The organism is Paenibacillus sp. sptzw28 (assembly GCF_019550795.1).
Classification (GTDB): domain Bacteria; phylum Bacillota; class Bacilli; order Paenibacillales; family Paenibacillaceae; genus Paenibacillus_Z.
Window position 1 is genome coordinate 4,932,942 of sequence record NZ_CP080545.1, and the last position, 20,512, is coordinate 4,953,453.

At 52.5% G+C, this 20,512-nt stretch carries 21 protein-coding genes and 1 riboswitch; of the genes, 4 read left to right on the top strand and 17 right to left on the bottom strand.

The genetic code is table 11. The features are described 5' to 3' along the window. Nucleotides 1–241: 241 nt before the first annotated feature. The 9 genes from KZ483_RS22645 to yyaC form a co-directional block, all read right to left on the bottom strand. Nucleotides 242–2,356 (bottom strand): O-antigen ligase family protein, encoded by a 2,115-nt coding sequence (locus KZ483_RS22645; protein WP_220349777.1) that lies wholly within the window; start codon nucleotides 2,354–2,356, stop codon nucleotides 242–244. Nucleotides 2,357–2,542: 186 nt separating this feature from the next. Next, complete coding sequence (locus tag KZ483_RS22650) at nucleotides 2,543–3,259, bottom strand: PilZ domain-containing protein (protein WP_220349779.1); 717 nt, start codon at nucleotides 3,257–3,259, stop codon at nucleotides 2,543–2,545. A gap of 158 nt (nucleotides 3,260–3,417) precedes the next feature. Further along, nucleotides 3,418–3,508: riboswitch (cyclic di-GMP riboswitch) on the bottom strand. A gap of 20 nt (nucleotides 3,509–3,528) precedes the next feature. Then, on the bottom strand, nucleotides 3,529–4,611 hold the full coding sequence (locus KZ483_RS22655) for an HD-GYP domain-containing protein (RefSeq protein WP_220349780.1): 1,083 nt from the start codon (nucleotides 4,609–4,611) through the stop codon (nucleotides 3,529–3,531). A 34-nt stretch (nucleotides 4,612–4,645) separates the two neighbouring features. Next, nucleotides 4,646–5,359: a GGDEF domain-containing protein gene (locus tag KZ483_RS22660; protein ID WP_220349782.1), complete on the bottom strand. Its 714-nt coding sequence runs from the start codon at nucleotides 5,357–5,359 to the stop codon at nucleotides 4,646–4,648. Continuing rightward, on the bottom strand, nucleotides 5,349–7,010 hold the full coding sequence (locus KZ483_RS22665) for a histidine kinase N-terminal 7TM domain-containing diguanylate cyclase (RefSeq protein ID WP_220353621.1): 1,662 nt from the start codon (nucleotides 7,008–7,010) through the stop codon (nucleotides 5,349–5,351). Before KZ483_RS22665 ends, KZ483_RS22660 begins: the two co-directional genes overlap by 11 nt. Nucleotides 7,011–7,144: 134 nt before the next feature. After that, on the bottom strand, nucleotides 7,145–8,335 hold the full coding sequence (locus tag KZ483_RS22670) for a class I SAM-dependent methyltransferase (protein ID WP_220353622.1): 1,191 nt from the start codon (nucleotides 8,333–8,335) through the stop codon (nucleotides 7,145–7,147). Nucleotides 8,336–8,342: 7 nt separating this feature from the next. Continuing rightward, a complete protein-coding gene (locus KZ483_RS22675) occupies nucleotides 8,343–8,996 on the bottom strand; it encodes a DUF6483 family protein (protein ID WP_220349783.1) in 654 nt (217 codons plus the stop codon). Nucleotides 8,997–9,040: 44 nt separating this feature from the next. Next, nucleotides 9,041–9,883, bottom strand: coding sequence for an alpha/beta fold hydrolase (locus KZ483_RS22680; protein WP_220349784.1), 843 nt, complete (start codon nucleotides 9,881–9,883; stop codon nucleotides 9,041–9,043). A gap of 50 nt (nucleotides 9,884–9,933) precedes the next feature. Continuing rightward, entirely contained in the window at nucleotides 9,934–10,488 is a 555-nt protein-coding gene (yyaC, locus tag KZ483_RS22685; protein WP_220349786.1) for a spore protease YyaC, read from the bottom strand. 171 nt (nucleotides 10,489–10,659) lie between these two features. On the opposite strand from yyaC, the gene KZ483_RS22690 reads away from it, so the two are divergent. Further along, the gene (locus tag KZ483_RS22690) at nucleotides 10,660–10,887 is read left to right on the top strand and encodes a DUF1128 domain-containing protein (RefSeq protein ID WP_220349788.1); all 228 of its coding nucleotides are present in this window, start codon (nucleotides 10,660–10,662) and stop codon (nucleotides 10,885–10,887) included. A 96-nt stretch (nucleotides 10,888–10,983) separates the two neighbouring features. Here the strand turns inward: KZ483_RS22690 and KZ483_RS22695 are convergent, their stop codons facing one another. From KZ483_RS22695 to KZ483_RS22710, 4 genes are all read right to left on the bottom strand, one after another. Then, complete coding sequence (locus tag KZ483_RS22695; protein WP_220349789.1) at nucleotides 10,984–11,454, bottom strand: hypothetical protein; 471 nt, start codon at nucleotides 11,452–11,454, stop codon at nucleotides 10,984–10,986. Nucleotides 11,455–11,821: 367 nt separating this feature from the next. Beyond that, nucleotides 11,822–13,405: a UDP-glucose--hexose-1-phosphate uridylyltransferase gene (locus tag KZ483_RS22700; protein WP_220349791.1), complete on the bottom strand. Its 1,584-nt coding sequence runs from the start codon at nucleotides 13,403–13,405 to the stop codon at nucleotides 11,822–11,824. A 51-nt stretch (nucleotides 13,406–13,456) separates the two neighbouring features. Further along, nucleotides 13,457–14,443 carry a UDP-glucose 4-epimerase GalE gene (gene galE / locus KZ483_RS22705; RefSeq protein WP_220349792.1) on the bottom strand — a complete coding sequence of 329 codons (987 nt, stop codon included), beginning with the start codon at nucleotides 14,441–14,443 and terminating at the stop codon, nucleotides 13,457–13,459. A 24-nt stretch (nucleotides 14,444–14,467) separates the two neighbouring features. Beyond that, nucleotides 14,468–15,640: a galactokinase gene (locus KZ483_RS22710; protein ID WP_220349794.1), complete on the bottom strand. Its 1,173-nt coding sequence runs from the start codon at nucleotides 15,638–15,640 to the stop codon at nucleotides 14,468–14,470. 194 nt (nucleotides 15,641–15,834) lie between these two features. Between KZ483_RS22710 and KZ483_RS22715 the strand changes: the two genes are divergently transcribed. Next, nucleotides 15,835–16,692, top strand: a complete 858-nt coding sequence (locus tag KZ483_RS22715) for an AraC family transcriptional regulator (protein WP_220349798.1) — start codon at nucleotides 15,835–15,837, stop codon at nucleotides 16,690–16,692. A 205-nt stretch (nucleotides 16,693–16,897) separates the two neighbouring features. Here KZ483_RS22715 and KZ483_RS22720 read toward each other — a convergent pair whose 3' ends face one another. The 4 genes from KZ483_RS22720 to KZ483_RS22735 all read right to left on the bottom strand — a co-directional run bounded on the left by KZ483_RS22720 (nucleotide 16,898) and on the right by KZ483_RS22735 (nucleotide 19,693). Then, complete coding sequence (locus tag KZ483_RS22720; RefSeq protein ID WP_220349800.1) at nucleotides 16,898–17,980, bottom strand: AI-2E family transporter; 1,083 nt, start codon at nucleotides 17,978–17,980, stop codon at nucleotides 16,898–16,900. Nucleotides 17,981–18,062: 82 nt separating this feature from the next. Beyond that, nucleotides 18,063–18,458: a YflT domain-containing protein gene (locus KZ483_RS22725; protein WP_220349801.1), complete on the bottom strand. Its 396-nt coding sequence runs from the start codon at nucleotides 18,456–18,458 to the stop codon at nucleotides 18,063–18,065. A gap of 217 nt (nucleotides 18,459–18,675) precedes the next feature. Continuing rightward, entirely contained in the window at nucleotides 18,676–18,837 is a 162-nt protein-coding gene (locus KZ483_RS22730; protein WP_220349802.1) for a DUF1328 domain-containing protein, read from the bottom strand. A gap of 295 nt (nucleotides 18,838–19,132) precedes the next feature. Continuing rightward, the gene (locus tag KZ483_RS22735; RefSeq protein ID WP_258881772.1) at nucleotides 19,133–19,693 is read right to left on the bottom strand and encodes an asparaginase; all 561 of its coding nucleotides are present in this window, start codon (nucleotides 19,691–19,693) and stop codon (nucleotides 19,133–19,135) included. Between the two features lie 198 nt (nucleotides 19,694–19,891). Here KZ483_RS22735 and KZ483_RS22740 point away from each other — a divergent pair, with 198 nt between their 5' ends. Then, entirely contained in the window at nucleotides 19,892–20,278 is a 387-nt protein-coding gene (locus KZ483_RS22740) for a YtxH domain-containing protein (protein ID WP_220349805.1), read from the top strand. Next, the gene (locus KZ483_RS22745; protein WP_220349806.1) at nucleotides 20,259–20,456 is read left to right on the top strand and encodes a hypothetical protein; all 198 of its coding nucleotides are present in this window, start codon (nucleotides 20,259–20,261) and stop codon (nucleotides 20,454–20,456) included. Before KZ483_RS22740 ends, KZ483_RS22745 begins: the two co-directional genes overlap by 20 nt. Nucleotides 20,457–20,512: the final 56 nt, after the last annotated feature.

Here is a 20,512-nt window from a genome sequence, read left to right on the forward strand (position 1 = left end):
TGGCATGGACAAACCTCATATAATATGTGCCTATTTGTCCGTGGTCAATCCTTAAAGGGGAAAACCCCATGGACCGCTTCGGAGTTTAACCGTTCCACCCGGGGCCGACTGAAGATTCAGGCCGTCCCGATTGGTTCATTGAGATTGGATGCCTTACTTAATCCCCTTCTTCTCCAAATCCTGCAGGCGCCGTTGGTACATGACTTCTCTACTTTCCCGGCACCAACATGGTTCACTGCCACTAGGCGGGAGCGAGCTCATTAAGGAGCCGGCGGCTTGCGGCAGCTGCCGCTTTGGATTCCGGCGTGACGTCGAAATCGCGTCCGCCCCGTTTCGCCGCTTCGCCTTGCGATTGAAAAGCAGCGAAGAACGCCAGCGCCGTCTCGGCGGCGTAGCGGGCGTCAGCCGGTCTTTCGGCAGCTCGCATATTTTGGGCGAGCTCATTCATCGTTACGATCGCGGTGGTCTGATTGTCGCGGTCGTAATGATCGTAACGCAGCGCCAGGCGCAGGTATGCCGCGGCCTGCCCGGCGTCGCCCCGCTCGGCATAGCTGCGGCCGAGCGCCCGCAAGAGCGGCACGGACTGCGGCTCGTAGCGCAGTCCGGCGGCCAGCAGCGCCGCTCTCTCCTGCGGCGGCGCCAGCTGGGCGAGCTCGATGCGAATCCGGCTCCAATACGGATTCGCACTGAGCGCAGAGCGCAGCGAAGCCGCCTGCGCTTCGCCGGTGAGCGCGACGGCCTCCGCCCGGTGCTGCACCGCACGGTCAAACCGCCAGCCATAGGCAGCGGCAGCGGTGAATAGGGCGACGGCCGTCAATGCAACGGCGATTTGGGCCGTATACGCCCTATTGCCCCCGGTTCGCCAAAGCGGCTTCACCGCTACTTGATCGCCGCCGGGAAGCGGACCGGCGGAGTAATAAATAATCCAGCTGAACAGCAGCAGCCAATAATAACCGAAGGACATGTCGAAATCGACTGCCGCATGAATCAGCAGCAGGCCGATTGGAACAACGCCTGTCCGGTCGCGCATCCATACCCGGCGAAGAAGGAGTCCAAGACCGATAATGAAAACGATCAAGCCGATAAGTCCGAGATTCAGCAGCATGTCCAAATAACCGCTGTGTACCTCGTTTCCGATATACGGATATGTTTGGATTCTTGTAAACAGCATCCGCCACGTATCGCCTCCCCGTCCCAGCAGCGGCGCCTCCCTAAATAACAGCCATGCATCCCGGTAGAACATCGACCTGGCGCCCGCTGTTTGAAAATGACCGCTGAGCCGCCCGTGGATAACAGACGGAAGGATCAGCGCCAAGGCCGCGATCGCGCCGGACCAGCCTCCCCATGCGGCAATTTCAAGCCGTCGTCCGGACCGGCGGGAGACAGCCGCCCGAATAACGGCAAATCCTGCGGCACCTGTTAACAGAACGGCCAGCAGCAGAACCGTTGCTGACATACCCGCCGCACCCGCAGCCCCTCCGCTCCGCAGCCCCGCCTCCAAGGCGAAACGGTAAGCCGCACCTGCGCCTATCACTGTCCAGGCTGAATAGATAAGCCACTTGACCCGCTCAGGCCGCGTAACCAGCAGCAAACCGGCAAGCCAGCCGGCCGCAGCCGAGAGCCAAGCGCCCCGCGACTCCGTCAGCAGAAGCGTAAGCGCGGCCGGTATGACCAGCACCGCCGCGGATATAAACGCAGCACGCGATCCGGCACGGGCAAGCAGCAGCCACTGCCAAATCAAATAAGCTCCAGCGACCGTCCCGAGCAGGTTCGGATATTGCATAAATCCGGCAAGCCGGGCGCCGACGGAGGATAATTGATTATCACCCGTGAACATGATCATTTCTGGAAACGAAATCCACCCCATCCACCCCGCCAAGGCTCCTCCGATAACGAAAAGGCCTGCCGCCTGCAGCGCCGCCCCCAATAAGAAGGGATGGCGTCCGGATCCGAACCACATATACCCGGTCATAAGGAAGGCGGCATATGCCGACCATCTTATTGCTTGTTCGATAGTGCCCAGCACGGAAGCGGGCTCATTCAACAAAGATAACCCGTAAAGCAGCGAAATAGCGACCGGGCCGTAGGCTTCTGCCGGAACGGATGACCAGCCTGGGAGAACGGAAGCACGCGCTGAACTGCCTGGCGATAATCCAAGAGTCGGGCTTTTCGTCTGCCGCCGAATCCGGATGCGTCCTGCCGTCTCTGCGGCAACCGCCCATCCAACCGCAACTGACATCATGACCCATTCCCACTTATAGAAATTCACATCAAAAAACATACCGTATCTGTAAGCCGAATGGGCAAGCATGAACGCGAATAACAATGAAGCGATAGCCACAACTATTGCCGGCATCTGATATCCCCTTCTACGGCGATGTGAAATATCCCAGATTCTACCTTCTTATTACCGATTGTATCATAAGGAAACGTGAATCGATAACCAAAGATTAAACAGAGACAGGCGCCCGGGTACGATGACCTTCGGGCGCCTGTATATTAATCGAATCATTCCGAAGCATTTCGAAAATCGGTTGAAATGCTAACTGCGCTCTTTCCCTGGTTTCTCCTCTTTCCTGCGATAGTAGGAGGCTACCTGTTCACGCAGTATAAACGCTCTCAGCGCCCGCTGCCGGTGAGCGTCCAGTTCGCAGAAGCGGGCTCCATAAAACGATTGCCCCCCGTCGAATTCGCTGCGCATGATTTCGAGCGAGCAATGAAATTCCGAGCCGAGCATTATTGTTGCCTCGACGACTTCGCTGACAAGTATTTTCGGTCCTTCGGAAACGATAAATCCGATACCGGAGCAGCTGATATTTCTTGCATATAAACTGATCGATTCGGTAAATTCAAACGTCTCCGGCCCGTCTTTAAGCTCTCTTGTTTCAGAAATGGTTCGCTTCAACGTTCCGTTATGCCCGATCTCCAAGCGAGGTGCTTCGCGTTTCTCTTCGAGCCCGACAAGTGCCCGCGACGGAAAAAGAACGGCGATGGAGCCTTCAGCCCTGCCGATGACAGTCGATTGCAGCCGGTGAATACCTACCGGTGAATAGATTGTCAAGTCGACTGGGTTACCCAGATCGAACGACTTGAACTCCGTCATCTCGATCTCCATCATTTCACCTTCGATATGAGACAGAACCCCGGTTGAAACATAGCCGTCTTTCTCGACGACCGTCCGACTGAGTATAAGCGCCTTCTCGGTGAAGGTGGCCTTCTCTACCCCGTATCTCTGCTTATTCCGCGCATTCAGTATCACTTCGGGACCTCCTAAGCGTTTTGCGTGGCAAAACGCAGCTTCGTAAGCATACACTTGGGGTTTTGCGTGGGCAAAACGCAGCTTCGTAAAGCTGTTTTTTAAAATAAAAAAAGCTGCTTCCACGGAGCCGCTTTTGTCACCCAGAATGGGCGGGTCATTTCGGCAGCCAGGCTATCATTCGTTCAAAATTGAACCTTAGACCCTTTAGCTTTGCGTCCTTGCCTTTCAGCAAGTTTGCTATTGTCGATGTATGCAGTTGTGGAGTTTACCTACATTTCTTTAATAATCATCAGGCAGTTCTGGTCCTTGAGATCAATCTCGTACGGGGCTGGCGGCGGACTTCCGTCAGCTTCACGAAGCACCCTTACCTTTGGCCGATGAAGCGCAAGCGGATTGTTCAGTGCCACGACGGCAATCTGGCCTGAGCTGAGAAGTACTGTCGTTGCAACCGGGTAGATCGATATATGCTTGCAAAATGTCCGGATCAGCTCGAGATCAAAAAATGTGTTTCCTGCCGCAAACAAATATTCGATCGCTTCTGTCGGCGTGTATCGTCGTCTATGGGGACGGGGTGAAGTTAGTGCGTCGTATACATCGGCCAGCGAGATGATTTGCGCATATTCATGAATGGCATCCTTACTCAGCTTTCGCGGATATCCAGAGCCGTCATACCGCTCATGATGCTGCAAGGCGCAGTGCGCGGACAGAAGAGATATATCATGCTGAGCCCTGAGAATATTGAATCCTTCCTCCGTATGCTTCTCCATCGTGGCCCGTTCTGCAGCGGTAAGTGGCGATATTTTATTTATCAGCTCTTTGGGCAATCGCGTCATACCAATATCGAACAGCAGCGCACCCATTCCCAGTTCTTCCATCTGAGTCCGGTTATACCCTTTGGCAAGTCCCATAATACCGGCCAATATAGCCACATTTACCGAATGCTGGAACAAATAACCGTCGGCAACTTGAATGTTGGTCAGGCTTACCAGAACGTCTTCCCTGGCGATTAGGTCCTGCATGATATCACCGAAAACATGCCGGAAAGTTCTTCCCATCTCGGGAGCAATGGCTCTGCCCTTAGCGGCCGGCTGTTCCATTAGAGTATTCATCGTTTTGAATACCGCAGCTGTGGCAAGCTTACACGTATCGTCGCGAATAGCCGACGTCGGTTCGATATCCTCCGTCATGGGATCATCGAGATACAGCATATCGATTCCGAGCGATTTAAGGCGCTTGATGAACCGTTCATTAAGCTCCACGCCGGCTCCGAGCAGTATATTTCCGTTTTCCTGCAAGATAGGGCTAGCCAATTTGTCTCCCGGCCTTGCGGAAAGGATATTTAATTTTCGCATCTGCAGCTCCCGCCTTTAGTGGCTTGCTCTCTATTTATTGCGCCTGCATCATCCCAGGTTCGGCATGCTTCATTTTCCGTGATTTTTTGTCCGCGTACATCCGTTTATCCGCCGTATGAGCAAGCTCGCTTAACTGATTGCCCTGCTCCGGAAAGGATGCGCTTCCAACAGATACCGAAAGGCCAAATCCGGTAATGACCGAAAGCCTAAGAAGCTTTTCCTGCAGCTGCTGCAGTAATTTCTCAAGCAATCTGTCGTCCGCATAAGGACAAATCATGATGAATTCGTCGCCGCCCCATCTACCCGAAATCTCCCCCCGCTGGGCACAGATTTGGAGCGTTTCGGAAACAAGCCTAAGCGCCTGATCCCCTTGCTCGTGACCAAACCGGTCATTGACCTCTTTGAAATCGTTTACGTCCAAGATCAGCACCGTTAATTTCTTGCGTTTGCGCTGCGCCTGATTAACAAGCTTAGGGAAGTTTGCCTCTATGAAGCCGCGATTGTACAGACCCGTCATACAGTCGATGGTTGAGTTTGACTTAAGCAAATCGTATTTGCGCCCCAGCAGCCACGCAATCGGAAGGGCGGCGGCGGCATAAACACCGGCGAAGGCATAAGATGCAGCCATGGCGGAGGTATCTTTCATCCAATAACCGAGTCCGGCCATATACGTAATGGTCCCGATTGTAACCGCTGCTGCAGTAATACGTCCCGCGAAATACATACCGCTCCCCCCATCAACTGACATTGACAATCCGGTTGCGTCCGCCCCTCTTGGCTTCATAAAGGGCTGCGTCCGCTTTCGCAAACAATTCGCGCAAATATATTTTCGCGTCATCGACCTCCTCGGCATGCTGCGCTTCGACAGCGAGGACGCCGATACTGATTGTGATCGAGACACTGTTTTTTTCCTTGCCGGCCGCTATTTCATTGTCTTCCACCGCCACACGGATCCGCTGCGCCAAGACTTCAGCTTGATCGCGGTTAGTATGAGGCAAATAAACGGCAAACTCTTCACCGCCGTACCTTGCCAGTATATCCGTTCGCCTTAAGGCTCCCCGGACGATCTCGGCTGTTCGGCGTATCACTTCATCACCGACCAGATGGCCGTAAGTATCATTGACCGTTTTGAACAAATCGATATCGAATAAAAAAATAGCGAACGGTATACGGTAACGCAAATTCGTCATCACTTCATGTTCAAGCTGCAGCATCAAATATCTGCGGTTGAAACAACCGGTCAAGCTATCGGTGACAGCCATCTGCTCAAGCTTCTGATTCGCTTGAAACAACTCATCCTGCATATAGAGCAGAGCACGGTTTCTTTCTTGAAGCGCTTCATACTGAGCGTAGGATTCCTCGATCAGTCTCCTGAGCTCGGTATCGTCCTGAAACGTAATAACTCTTCCCATCATTTTTTGCTGGATCATAATCGGGGCGACATGCATCGATAAATAGACGAAACTGTCGTCCGGCTGCCGGACCGCGATGTCGGCTTGAATCCTTCTCTCGGGATGAAGACGATAGGTTTGCAGGAATTCTTCTTCAAGATCGCTAAGCGCACAGGCTTCAAGAAGCGCTTCCATATCGAACAGATGTCCAAGTGCAATACGGAGCTCGGGATTTACCGCCCGGTTCATTTCGATAACGTAATCCTGCTCGTCCATCACGATTACGCCGGCCGACATCGTATCGGCGACATCCTGCTGGGCGATTTTAATAATATCGAACATACGGTGTTTGCGAATGGAAAATACGAAGTACAAATTCGATATTACAATGCCTGTAGATGTCAGCCCCGGAATGACCGGCAGCCACTTGTCAAATACGACATTGAGGAGAAGGTCCAGCGTAGCAAAGCCTACGATGACAAAGATCCCGGTTAACGCATTGGCGATCTGCGGCCGATCCTGTACCTGCGATTCCGAACAATACGCCCGCCACAGCAAACGCGTCGAGTAAACATAATACGAAAGCAGAACAAGGATCAAAACCCAAAAAATCGGACCGTAAACTCGCTGCTCATAGTGATTGTCGACCGCTGACATAAAGAGATGTTCCGGGTTCCACAAAATGCCGATCAATACAAGCATCGACGGAAGAAGCGCGTAAACGATTGATTTTCGGCCAGGCACGTATGCGCGATTGGTTAAAAATTTAGTAAATAGCAGCCATCCGAATCCGAGCATGGACATGCCGATAAACGAAATGTTGACATAAACGAGCTGTAAATTAGGGTTGTCGGTCGTATGGACTGCGACTTGGCCAAACGGCCAGAGCATCATAAAGAAGTGAAAAAGCAAATAGACTTTATGGATCTGTGTTATAACGTTCGTCGCAAAAACATAAACGAAAACCATAAATAGAATGAGAAATAAAAGTAGGTCAAGCCATGTCATCAGTCCCAATATGATTCACCCAATCAAGAGTTAATATGTAAAACGACCTGGGACCAGCCACACTCTCCCATTCTATCACAATCCGCATTTATTCGACAATGTCCATTGTTGTCTTATTTAAGATAAGCACGCCGTTACGGCAAACCGGCCTGCGGAAGACGACTTGACAACTCCCTCTCCAAGTAGGGCGAAAGTTGCAAAACATCGCGAAACGCCTCATATTCCCGCCACTTTCGCTCCGTATCGTCCTTACGGCCTAGTGCGGCGCGAATCAGCATGTTCTTGGGCGTATGTTCCGGATCGATAAATTCCAGCAGCTGTACTTTATATCCAAGCACTTCGAGAAGCTGCGCACGCACGGCATCAGTGGCTAGTGCCGCGAATCGTTCCTTCAGCAATCCGTGAGCCAATAAAGGTCTAAGTGAATCGTTCGATATTTGCCGGAACAATTCATGTTGGCAGCAAGGCACGGAAAGTATTACCGCCGCTCCCCACTCAACCGCTTTCACAAGCGCGGCGTCGGTGGCCGTATCGCAAGCGTGCAGGGTTACAACCATATCAATATTCGTTTGCTCATTATATTGCGCGATATCGCCCACCTGAAAATGAAGCCGGTCATAACCCAGCTTGCGGGCCAGCTCCGAGCAGAAGGCTATAACATCCTCTTTCAAATCAAGTCCGATGACTGAAATCTGCCGTTTCTGCTGAATGGCGAGCAAATAATACAGCGCAAAGGTCAAATACGATTTGCCGCAGCCAAAATCGACGATTTTGATTTCTCTGCCTTCCGGCAGGTACGGGAGAACATCCGTCACCATCTCAAGAAACCGGTTTATTTGCCTGAACTTGTCTTGTTTCTTGGAGGCGACCCGGCCGTCCTTGGTCATGATGCCGAGCTCAACCATGAATGGGGCCGCTTCTCCCTCCTGGATGACACGCTCCTTCTGACGGTTGTGAGACAGCTGGTCCTGTTCGCCCTTAGCCGTGGCCGGCTTGCCCAGTACAGCGGCCTTTCCCTTCTTATTGAATAACACCTGTACATCTGCTGTGTCCGTTTTGAACAGAGCCTGGCGGTAATGCTCCTCAAGCCACCCGGCCATCCGAAGGGCGGCATCGGCTTGCGGGACGTTGTCGTGCGTCACTTTAGTTGCAAAATGATACTCGAATTGATAATGGAGACTGCCCTTTAGCTGAATAGGGCGGACGGTTGTTTTCGGCGGAATGCTTCCGTCCTTGCGCCGAAGCTGGCTGAAGGTCGCCTGCCGCAGCTGTCCGTTGTCCACCCATTGCCTTAACTGTTCCTGCCATTTCTCCACGCCTGCAATTCATCTCCTATACTGACTTTTCAATCGGAACTTGCTTCTGGCCCAGCAAAACCTCTTCCCGCGACAGTCCGCCTGCGGCAAGCGATTCATCCGGAAGCAGCAACAGCCGCCGGTAAAACTCAGTGGCTTCTTCCGCCGGCAGGACGCCGTCCTCAAGCAATTCATAGAGCATATTTTCAGCTTGATCGTATCGCCCGTCCCCTTCATGCCATTCGAACATCAGCAGCTTTGTCTCCGGCGGCAGCTCATAGATGCTAAGCTTACGGGAAAGCTCGGCAGCTTCCTCCGACGGTGTGCGAAGCATGGGCGGCGCATCGATAAGGGCAAGGCGCATAAATAAATGAAACGATTTAAGACGAACCGGATAGCTTAGCTCCGGACGCTCCTGATCGTCGAAAATATCAGCTTCTTCCTTCATCAGCAGCGCAATGGCATGGATATTAGCCGTCTCGATCATGCCGCTTGTCGTCATCATTCGAACGAGGTCGGCATCGGATAACGAGCGTATAAGTTTTCCGTTCAACCGGAAATGCTTGTCCAGCAGCTCATCAATGATCACCAGCGCCTCATCCTGCTTACGCTCTTGACGGAGGCCCATGACCTGCCCGACGACTTGCGACATCTGTTCGATCATTCGCATAAAATAATCCCTTTGGAACACTGGCTACCTCTCCCTCTTATCAAACGGTAATCCAAAAGAATACTTTATAATGTTGAAAGAAAACGGATAAAGGCGGAAATTCGTTCTCCCACAATATCCGGCTTCTCAATCATCCCCATGTGGCCGACTTCGCTCAGCAGCACCTGGGAGACGTTAGGCCCTTCTGTCGTAAAGGTGTTCTCCGTCGGAATTACGCCGTCTTCAGCGCCGGCAATGAGCAGCCTGGGAACAGTCAGACCGGCCAAAACCGCTCTCGTGTCCGTACGCACCTTCATCCCAAGCGCCGTGGCCGATGCGCCTTCAGGGGACGTACCCGAGCCAACCTCGATCATCCGCTGCACACGGTCTGCCATCGATTCGCGATGCTCTGGCGCAAAGAGCTTGGGCACAAGCCCCTCTACAAACGGACGAATACCGTTCTCCCTTATGGATTGCACCGCTTTATCCCGGTTGCTTCTGGCTGTTTCCCCATCGGGCAGAGCAGTGGAATGGATCAGGCTGAGCGATTTCAGCCGGTGGGCGTAACGCTCCGCGAATGCGAGTGATACATAACCGCCCAGTGAATGTCCGAAGAGGCATATGTGCTCGATCTGAAGCTGGCTTATAAGCATGGATAAGTCTTCGGCAAACGATTCCATTAAATAGACTTCGCCGCTAGGTGCCGAGCTTCCGCCATGCCCTCGGAGATCGGGAACGATCACGCGGCCAAGCCCCTCAAGCTTGGGTACGACATTTTCCCAATAGGCCGAGCTGCCGCAAAAACCATGCAGCAGAACGATCGCACAATCAGCGGGCAGATGACTGCCGGACTCGCCAGAATCGTAATAGGCGGTCTGCAGCCCTTCCATTAAGGTAACAGAATTATTGGCTAACGACAAAATTGACATATGAGCTTCACCCTTCCCCTGTATATAATGAACATTCACCTGTGAGACGGTTACTGAATCGCGGGCCATGCCGCATTGATTGCGCCCGCAACGGTCCTTGCCATCCCCATCACCTCGTAAAGGGACGCCCGCTGCAGACTCCAATACGGTTTCACGCTGAGCGGCCCGACAATTCCGGCAACGCTATAATGTCCGACTGGAGATAGATTTCGGCCGGTAGCCCTTCCGGGAAACAGGGGTCCATCGGCAATTAAATAACGGCAGGAGGTATCCGTCCTTCCGAGACATGCATCGATTGCGATAACGATTTGCGATTCCGGAATCCCGGACACAACCGATTCATAAAGATCGGCGTCGCAAGGGGTATCGAGAGTGCCAATGATGTGAGTCCAGCCCTGCTCCCGGAGCATCGTGCCAACCCATGGTCCGAAGGAATCGCCCGTTGAACGATCCGTACCGATGCAAACAAAGATCAGCTGAGTCCGGCTAGGATAGAGGGCGGCCACTTTAGCGAAGAAGTCCGCGAGACCGCCGCCGTCTACTCGCTCCCGCGGCAATTGCTGCTCCCTGCACGCCTCTTTGCGCAGTTTCGCGCGATTATTCATGATTGCAGTTCCTCCAGATATAAGTAACCACTGCCGCCGAAGGACGCTCCTGTTCTGCGGTTTGGCTGTCAGTCTAATTGTATCTAAATCCCGCCCGGTCTTCAAACGGTGGCGGACGATTCTCGGGCATGATACAATACGTACAGCCAGCGATAGGGAGGAGCAAAACTAATGAGAAACTTGAATGAACCGACACATGAGAATGTGGAATTCATGATAGACACGATTAAAACGAAGCTGCGTATGGCAACTGCAGCGGCTATGCAGGCATCTAATTTCAATATGGACAAATACGAAGATATTAAAGATTTGTACGATATTGTAGCAGGCAAAGATAAATTCAGTATAAGCGAAGTGGAAGCGCTCGTCTCTGAGCTGGGGCAGCTTCGAAACAAATAAGCGGTTATTTAGCATTTTGTTACAATTTCATACATTAATCGACAATTTATTTTTGAGAAAAAACCGGAGCTATATACTCCGGTTTCTTGCATGAGGTCAGGAATAATCTGCGGAACCGCCTCCAGCCGTTTGATCATCGGCGTCTTTGGTTGCGGCTGTCAATGACAATTTTATTGTCACGGCCTTATGTTCGCCTTTCATGAAGTGGGCGAGCCGTTCGAGCTTGTCCGCCAGTTCCGGACCGTTTAAAGTAACGTTGAGCTCGTAGGCGAATTGGTCTGCCGGCGCCGTTCGTTCGCTTGCGGCATAAACCGGGGACGCGTACGCATCGGCTCCGTTGCGTGAAACGAGCAGCTGCTCAGGCGAGAACTTGTCCGATTTATTGACCACCCGTTCATAAATGCGAAGCTTTTTGAGGAGCATGTAATATTGGGCGGAATGCTTGAACCCCCACGCTTCACGGATATCCTTCAGCGTATAATCCATCTTCCATTGTTTCAGCTTTTCTACCTGTTCGTCAGTCGTCAAGGCCAGAAAATCGTCGAGCGGTATTATTGGTAATGGCATAATCGATCCCTCCGCAGCTAAGTTTACTAATCATTTATATTTTCGCCAGGATATGCAGCTTCTCCTTTTAATATATAAAAGAATCCCATTATTTTATTATGATTAATTATAAAGGCAAATATTAGGAAGATACAAGAGGTATCATTCACTAGCGCCGCTCCACCGAACGAACACATTGGCATGGGTGCTCTTCGCGCATGGTTCTATGCCGTAGGCGAAGGTCTCAGTTTCTTCGTACTGTAAGCGTCAAGAAGCCCGCAGTCGGAAAACAACTGCGGGCTTCTTGATGTATTATTCGGATTTAAAGCTTGCACCGGGCGGTTACTTACGAGGCAATCTCAGCGCGCGGGCTGTCTGAGCGAAGAGATTACCGCTGCGACAAACCTAGTGAGTGCAGGAACCGCCTGAACGCGTTCATACCTTCCGGGGTACGTTTGTATACGCCTGCGTCTTTAAGCACATCAAGGAACTTGCGGCCGACTTCGTCACGAAGCACTTCCGCCGCTTGCCCCGCGGATAAGCCGGTGCCATGGGCCTCGACCATCGATTGAATCCAGTCGCCATGCTTGCCGAGCGATCCGCCTTGCAGCGCCGTTTGGTCGTATGCGGCAGTTCCTGTGAGCAGCTCCGCAATCTCTTCGAGTTCGGTCTTAAGCCGTCCGGGAAGTACGGCAAGCCCCATTACCTCGATGAGACCGATGTTCTCTTTCTTGATATGGTGCAGATGCTCGTGCGGATGAAAAATGCCATCCGGATGCTCGTCGCTCGTCCGGTTGTTGCGAAGCACAAGATCAAGCTCATATTCTCCGTTATCGCGCAGCCGCGCAATCGGTGTAATCGTATTATGCGGTACCTGCTCCCCGCTCTTATCCGAGAAGGCAAGCACTTCCGCCGACGGATCGCTGTATGCTCTCCAAGCACCCAGAATCCGGCCGGCCGCCTTGAGTACGGCTGCCTTATCCGTCCCGTTCACACGCAGCACCGACATCGGCCAAGCGACGATGCCAAAGCGGAGACCCGGCGCCGAAGGATCGGCGAATTCGGCTTCCACATCCGCTGTCTCCATCGGAAACACATGACGTCCCGCCTGGAAATGATCATGATTCAGAATTGAACCGCCTACGATCGGCAGGTCCGCATTGGAACCGATAAAGTAATGCGGAAAAGCATCGACGAAATCAAGCAGACGCGCGAACGTGTCGGAGGAAATTCTCATCGGCACATGCTTGCTGTTAAAAACAATGCTGTGCTCGTTATAGTAGACATAAGGCGAATATTGGAAATACCATGATTCGCCGAGCAGCTCGAGTGGAACGACGCGAAGGTTCTGCCGCGCCGGGTGGTCCGCCCGTCCCGCGTAGCCGATGTTTTCGGTGCAAAGCAGGCATTTCGGATAGTTGCCGGGCGCCATAGTCCTGAGCAGGGCTATTTCCTTCGGGTCCTTCTCCGGCTTAGACAGGTTGACGGTAATTTCAAGCCGGCCGTATTCGGTCGGCTGCTCCCAATATTGATTTCGGCGAATACGGTCCATCCGGATATAATTGGAATCGATGCTTAGACGGTAAAAAGCGTCCGTCGCTGCAGCGACGCCCTGGTCGGCCGACATGCGGCTGAACCGCCGGGCCACTTCCGAAGGCCGCGGCATGAGCAGCCCCATAATGCGTGCATCCAGCAGATCGCGAAACGTGGTCGTATTGTCTTGAATCAGGCCTATTGAAGCCCCGTAATCCAGCAATGGCTCCAGCAGCGGGACGGCGCTCTCCAGCCGCTCATCCGGAACGTCCCCTTCATAAGCTCCGGCAAAGCCGAACAAATCCAGCAGCGCATTCCGCGAATAATAGGCGTCCAGCGGTTCAATCATGCCGCGCTGAAGCGCGAATTGCACTAATCGTTCAATGAGGATACGAGCTTCGCCTGCACCCGGCGTCGGTATCTGATTGTGTTCTGTCATGTTAATGCTCCTTTGCACTGCTCACCCGGATAACCGGGTGTGCAAGCCTCGTTACTTGTTATAGCCCGACGGGTTGGCCTGATGCCAAGCCCACGCGCTTCCGATGATGTCTTCGAGCTTGCTGCGCGAAGGACTCCAGCCAAGCTCCTGCCGCGCGCGGGCAGACGATGCGACGAGAACGGCCGGATCACCTGCACGTCTTGCTTCGAACACCGCCGGTATTTCCCGGCCTGTGACTTCAACCGCAATGTCGATCACCTGTTTGACGGAGAAGCCCGTGCCGTTGCCGAGATTATAGATCGCGCTGCCGCCGCCTTTCCGCAGCTTCTCCACCGCCAGTACGTGCGCATCCGCAAGGTCGCTGACATGAATGTAGTCGCGTACGCAGGTGCCGTCATCCGTCGGATAGTCTTCGCCGAACACGGATATGTGCGGGCGCTGCCCTAATGCAACCTGCAGAACGACCGGCACAAGGTGCGTTTCCGGATTGTGGTCTTCGCCGATCTTGCCGCTCTCATGAGCCCCCGCAGCGTTGAAGTAGCGCAGCGAGACGAATTTGATGCCGTGGGCGACGTCGAACCATTTCATCATTTTCTCCATAGCGAGCTTCGTTTCCCCGTATGCATTGGTCGGAAGTGTGCGGTCCAATTCATCGACCGGCACGTTCTCCGGCTCGCCGTAAGTTGCGGCAGTCGAGGAGAAGACGATCTTTTTGACTCCGTATTGGTTCATTTTTTCAAGCAGGCACAAGGTGCCGTATACGTTGTTGTGATAATATTTGCCCGGGTCCTTCATGCTTTCCCCGACAAGCGAGCTTGCGGCAAAATGAATCACCGCATCGATATCGTTCTCCTGGAATACGGTACCCAGAAAATCGGCGTCGCGCAGGTCGCCGCTGTACAGCTTGCCGCCCAGCACCGCTTCCTTATGTCCTTGCTGCAGATTGTCGACGATCACGATTTCCTCGCCGCGCTCAAGCAGCGCCGCCACTGTGTGCGAGCCGATATAGCCCGCGCCTCCCGTTACTAATACTGCCATTGTAATTCTCCCCTTTCCAAGTGCTTAAGATAATTGCTCGACTCCGTTGCCGATTTTGCAAACATAGAAGTCGGCGGTTAGACCTGTGGCTTCCTTATATTTGCGTCCTACTTCTTCTTTGAAACGTTCTATGCTGTCTTCATGGACAAGCGATACCGTACATCCGCCGAAGCCCGCTCCGGTCATCCGAGAGCCGAGTACGCCAGGGACTGCGCGCGCCGCATCAACCATCGCGTCAAGCTCTTCTCCGGTTACTTCGTACAGGTCGCGCAGCGAATCGTGCGACCCGTTCATCAGCTCGCCGAAGGCCGCAAGGTCGTTTGCTCTCAGCACCGCGATAGAGCGAACGACGCGGTCTATCTCTTCAACGACGTGCTGCGCGCGCTTGCGTACCGTCTCATCTTTGATCAGGTGTTGATTGGCATTGAAATCTTCTAGAGAGATTTGGCCCAGCAGTGCAACATCCGGGAATGCCGCCTTCAAATCTTGCACCGCCTGCTCGCATTGGCTGCGGCGCTCGTTATATTTGGAATCGACGAGCCCCCGGCGCTTGTTCGTATTGCCGATAACGAGCTTATAGCTGCCGGAATCAAACGGGATCAGTTCATATTCAAGCGTATCGCACATGAGCAGGATCGCATGGTCCTTCTTGCCGTTTGCAACGGCGAACTGATCCATGATGCCGCATTGAACGCCGTTGAATTCGTTTTCGGATTTCTGGGACAGAAGCGCGATATCCACCGTATCGGTCTCATAACCCGCCATTGTGAGAAGCGCGTAGGCGGTGACGACTTCGATCGATGCCGAGGACGAGAGTCCCGAGCCGTTTGGAATTTCGCCGTGGAAGAGCAGGTCAAATCCGCTCTCAAACTTGCGGCCACGCTGCTGAAGCTCGTTTACAATGCCCTTCGGATAGTTCATCCAGTCGTCCGCTTCATCATATACAATCGGCTGGATAGGCAGGTGCTTATGCTCGCTGAAATTGGTCGATGCCAGACCGAGAAGATCGTCGCTGCGCTTACGGATAAGCAGCGTCGTGCCGAAGGTCAGAGCCGCGGGAAAGACATACCCGCCGTTGTAGTCGGTATGCTCCCCGATCAAATTGACCCTTCCCGGCGCGTGAAATACGCTGATGCCTTCCGAGGATTCGCCGTATACCTGCAGAAATCGTTGTGTCAGTTCATGGATGTTAGCCATTTGTCACACCACTTTCTTTTTATTTTGGTTTGTTTGCGGCTTGCTTTACGTTAAGTATAGCGGAATTTGGACGGGAGCAAAATGGCTGGATGTGAAATTAACATGGATTAATGTGACTTCATACTGTTAGAATCGCATTCTTATGTTACAATGTGCGTAATGTAATTTGATTGTAAATAAAGGAGGTGCCTTATATGGCGAGGCCGTTCAGTTATACGGTAGTATCCAATCCAATACCGAATGAGCATGGTGATTTATATGTCTTATTTTCCGGGGAGAGCCAAACGAAGCCCGGCCACCTCATCGGGCCGAAGGTTTACGATTTCTATCTCATGCATCACGTGTTGTCCGGTTCAGGCACTTTCACATGCGCGGATAAGCAGTATGAGCTGCAGCAGGGACAAACTTTTCTAATACCACCGGAGCAGTTAATCAGCTATGCTTCGAGCGAGTCGGACCCTTGGCGGTACCGTTGGATAGCGTTCGAGGGCCGCATGGCGGCCGGACTCGCCGCTTCTGTCGGCTTGTCCGATCATCAGCCTGTGATCGATACGGAGAAAAATAAACGAATCGGCGTTTTGTTTCACAGTATAGAGCGAACCTTTCGCCATGGCGGGGCAGCCGCACATTTGCGTTCGGTCGGTTATCTTCATCTGCTGTTCGGCGAATTCAGCTCAACCCTGCAGCCGCAGGACGGCAGCGCGCAGCGGACCGGGAACGATGGTGAAGCACTCATCAGGCAGATTATCCGCTATTTGTCGACGCAATATGCGGAGCCGGTTACGATCGAGCGAATGGCGGATTCCCTTGGCTATAACCGTGCTTATTTGTCCAGGCTGTTCAAGCAGCGCACCGGACTTACCCCGGTAACGTTCCTGCTCAAGCTGCGCATTGACAAAGCGAGGCTCCTCCTTCGCGAGCGGCCGGAGCTTACGATCGAACAGATTGCCGCCTCCGTCGGTCTCCAGGACCCGCTTTATTTCTCGAAGCAGTTCCGCCGCTTCTATGGCTTGCCGCCTTCGGCTTACCGGGAGGAAATGAGCTCGGTATAGAGGTCTTACAGTCGGATCTTCTCCGGTTATATGCTCAGGCGGCTCGCTAGAATAGGGAGAGACCGCTGTTTGAACCGTTCTAACCGGAAGATTTAAACTGATGCCACAGACAATCAATCTGTTCAAACGGTGACTTGAACGAGAGTCGCCAAATGAACCGAATAAAGGTTGAACTACTGCGTATAGGAAAAAAAAGGAAAGCAAGTTAATCGACGAGCTCCTCCACCCTATCCGCGAAGAACAGACGGTAAATGCGCACGACAATGATTTTGACAACCATATAGATCGGTAGAGATAAAATGATGCCCACAATGCCGGAAACCTCCACCGCGACGAGCAGGATTATAATCGTCGTGAGCGGATGCATATCCATCCGTTTGCCGTAAATATGCGGCGACAGCAGACTGCTCTCAACCTGCTGGGCGATTACGACAACGATCAGCACCCACAGCACCATCGTCGGCGAGTCGATAAATGCGACCAGGATGCACGGTATCGCGCCCAGCACCGGACCTATGTATGGAATAATGTTCAATACCGTGGCAATGATCGCAATCAATAACGAATACGGCAGGCCGATAAGCAGAAAGCCGATATACATCATGACTCCCAGCAAGAAGGTTATAATGATGCGGCCCACAATAAACCCGCTCAATGCCGAATCGATCTCCTCCAGCACTTCCTTGCCGTCCTTCGTATATTTGCCTGGTATTAAATGAAGAAGCGCCTTTGGAACCGATTTATCTTCCTTCAGCAAATAGTACAAAATAATCGGAGCGGTGGCGACGACCACAAGAAAATTGGTGATGAATGAGATTGCTTCAGACACATAATTGGAAGCGGCGGTGATCGCCTGTGTCAGATACTCGGACAATTTCGCGGTCAGATTGTATTCGCTGTTCGTGAGTACCGAGAAAATCCGATTGTGCTGCATATTGATAATCTGCTGATTAAATCCATCCATGAGCTTTGGCGCGCTCGCCACGAAAGTATTGAATTGAAGAGTGAGCGTGGGCCAAACGACGACGGCGAACAAAACGAAGATAGCGGTGAGCGCCAAGTAAACAAGCAAAATAGAGGCGATCTTGTTCACCCGCCATTCCGTGAGGAGATGAACGATGGGGCGCAGCAGATAATAGAAGAAGCCTGCGAGCATGAAAGGGACAATTAAAATATTGAACATTTTGATCACTGGCACGAAGATAAAGCTGTCTTTTTCAATTAAATAGATGATTAATAACAGAAACACCGTGCCGATACAGAAACGAAAAAAACGGCTTTGCAGCAATTTGTCCCCTCCCTTCACTCTAACTCATACAAAAGTAGACCGTTCGCTGACGAACGGTCTACCCGTATTATTATGCTGCGGCTCAGACGAGAAGCGGCGGATAATATACAATGTTCGGATCATAATCATTATCATCATATTCGCTACCGCCCCAGGCAATGATTACAATCTTGTCCTTGTCCATTTCCATCTCCAGCCGCTCGGCTTCCTCCGGGCTGACGCCCATTGATTTCAGCTTCGCCCGAAGTTCGTCTCCGCGCGACCGGAAAATGTTGGCGATAGCCGTATCAAGTCCTTCTTCATATATGCCGATTCTCTCCGCATCCGCCGTTTCAGCGATTCGCTTGGTCCGATCTTTATCGTGTGCAAGCACGTAAAGATGGTCTTTATCATAGCCAAGCGACTTATAGCGGCTCAACTGCTCCATTGCTTCACTAATGTTATCCACTGTGTGGACGTTCGTGACTTTTATGTTCATTGATATAACCTCCTAAGAGTTTTGCGTCAGCAAAACTTGCTTCGTACGCATTAGCTTGAGTTTTGCGTCAGCAAAACGGCTTCGTAAGCATAAGCTTGAGTTTTGCGCCAGCAAAACTGGCTTCGTAAGCATTAGCTTGAGTTTTGCGTCAGCAAAACTTGCTTCGTAAGCATTAGCTTGAGTTTTGCGCCAGCAAAACTGGCTTCCAAGTGACGAGTTAGACTCGTCTGCGTCCGAAGACAAGCGAAACGACAAACAAGATAAGGAATACGACGAACAATACTTTGGCAATACTCGCCGCAGCTGCGGCAAGCGTAAAAAAGCCAAGAATGCCGGCAACTATGGCGACAATAAAGAATAGTACAGCCCATCCTAACATTGACACTCACCCTCATTTCTTTTTGGAGTAGTTGTTACGTCTTCCTACCTTGCATATAAACCAATCCATGCAGGCCTGAAACCGGGTAAAAATGTGATTCTGCCGCTGGTTTTGTGGGTATACGCCCGGGAAATGCCCATAAAAAAAGCCGCCCGCGCGGTCGGTGCGGGCGGCTTCGTGAGCAGGGATAATGGCGCGATAAGGCCGGCAAGCCGGCGGTCAAATAGCGGATACATTTAATGAAACCGGAGCCGCAGGCATGGTTCGCGGTGTCCGACGGTTTCGCCGGTATCATTTACGATTTCCGGCGGAAAATGGTTACGGATGCGCTCGGCGAGGCCCCCGCCGGCGCGAAGCTGCTCCAGCGCCGCGACAACAGCTCGCTGCGCAGCAGCTTGCCCCGCGCCTCTGAACCGGACGGCAGCGCCGGACCGAAAGCGAGCTCCGCTTCCTTAACACCGGTCCGCGTCAGCATCCGCTCCAGCACCTCCATATGCATCTCTTCGCCCTGATGCGAAGCGGTCATCAGCGCAAGCTCCTCATTATCGAGGCCATAGGCCTCAAGAACCGCGCCGAGTACGGAGGACATGGCCTGAACCGGTTTGGCGGTCGACCTGGCAAAGGTCCAAACATCCGCAGAGCCTGCATGCGCGATTATATCGCCAACCTCGGATACGGCAACTACGTGACCGCTATGGATATTCTCGGCCCATTGGCCCCGCGTGGATATGACAAGCGGCACTCCGAGAGCATGTTCAGCCGTTTCAGGGCGTTCACCGGCAGCATTGAAGAAACTTCCGGCATGAATATGCTTGCCCCGCTCTTCTGCCGCTCCCGCATTCAATATTTCCGTCACTTCCAATCACCGCCATTTCCCCCTTCTTACCGCACCGAATTTCTCTATCAACTACTTTTCCTCGTGCCGCCGAAACCGATTCGGGACATGGGGCTAATGTTTCAAATTATTGTCTTGCCGGGTATTAAGAAGCAAGAAAGCGGAAACCACACCGCTTCAAAACATCTTCTCTTTCATTGAAATAAAGGAGTGAGAACAATGGAAAACGAGAATAATCAACAAGCCCGCAGCAGTAATATGATGAAAGGAGTTCTTATAGGCGGTGCGATCGGAGCTGCCGCAGCAGTCCTGATGACCCCGAAATCCGGTAAGGAAATGCGCGAGACGATCCGGCGCAAATCGACGGAACTATCAACCGCCGCCCGTGAGCGGGCAGCGACCTTGGCGGATCAGGCGAAGGAAAAAGCCGGGGACGTCGGCGTGATGGTCAACGAAATCGGAAGAACCGCGGCGAACAAAGTGGCTTCTGCGGCGGAGCAAACCGCCAATGTGTTTCAATCTATGAAACGTGCCGAAGAAGGAGTGAACTCTAATGTATCGTCAACCGGAACGAATGGAGCTTCACATGAACGGTCGCAGCCCTGACCGCAAGACGTCGTCGGGTCAAGCAGGACGTAAATCCGAACCGCTTGACAGCGCACGGAATGGCTCAATGGTGCAGGATGAACAGGATATGAGACGCCTTGGCAATGACATGAAAGGGATGAAAACCAACAGCCAGCTGCTTGAAGACGGGCTGGTGCCGGACCCCCTTCAGGAGTAAGAAATAATCATAAGAACGGGGAATTATTATCAAGACCTCTTCAATAATAAACAAAC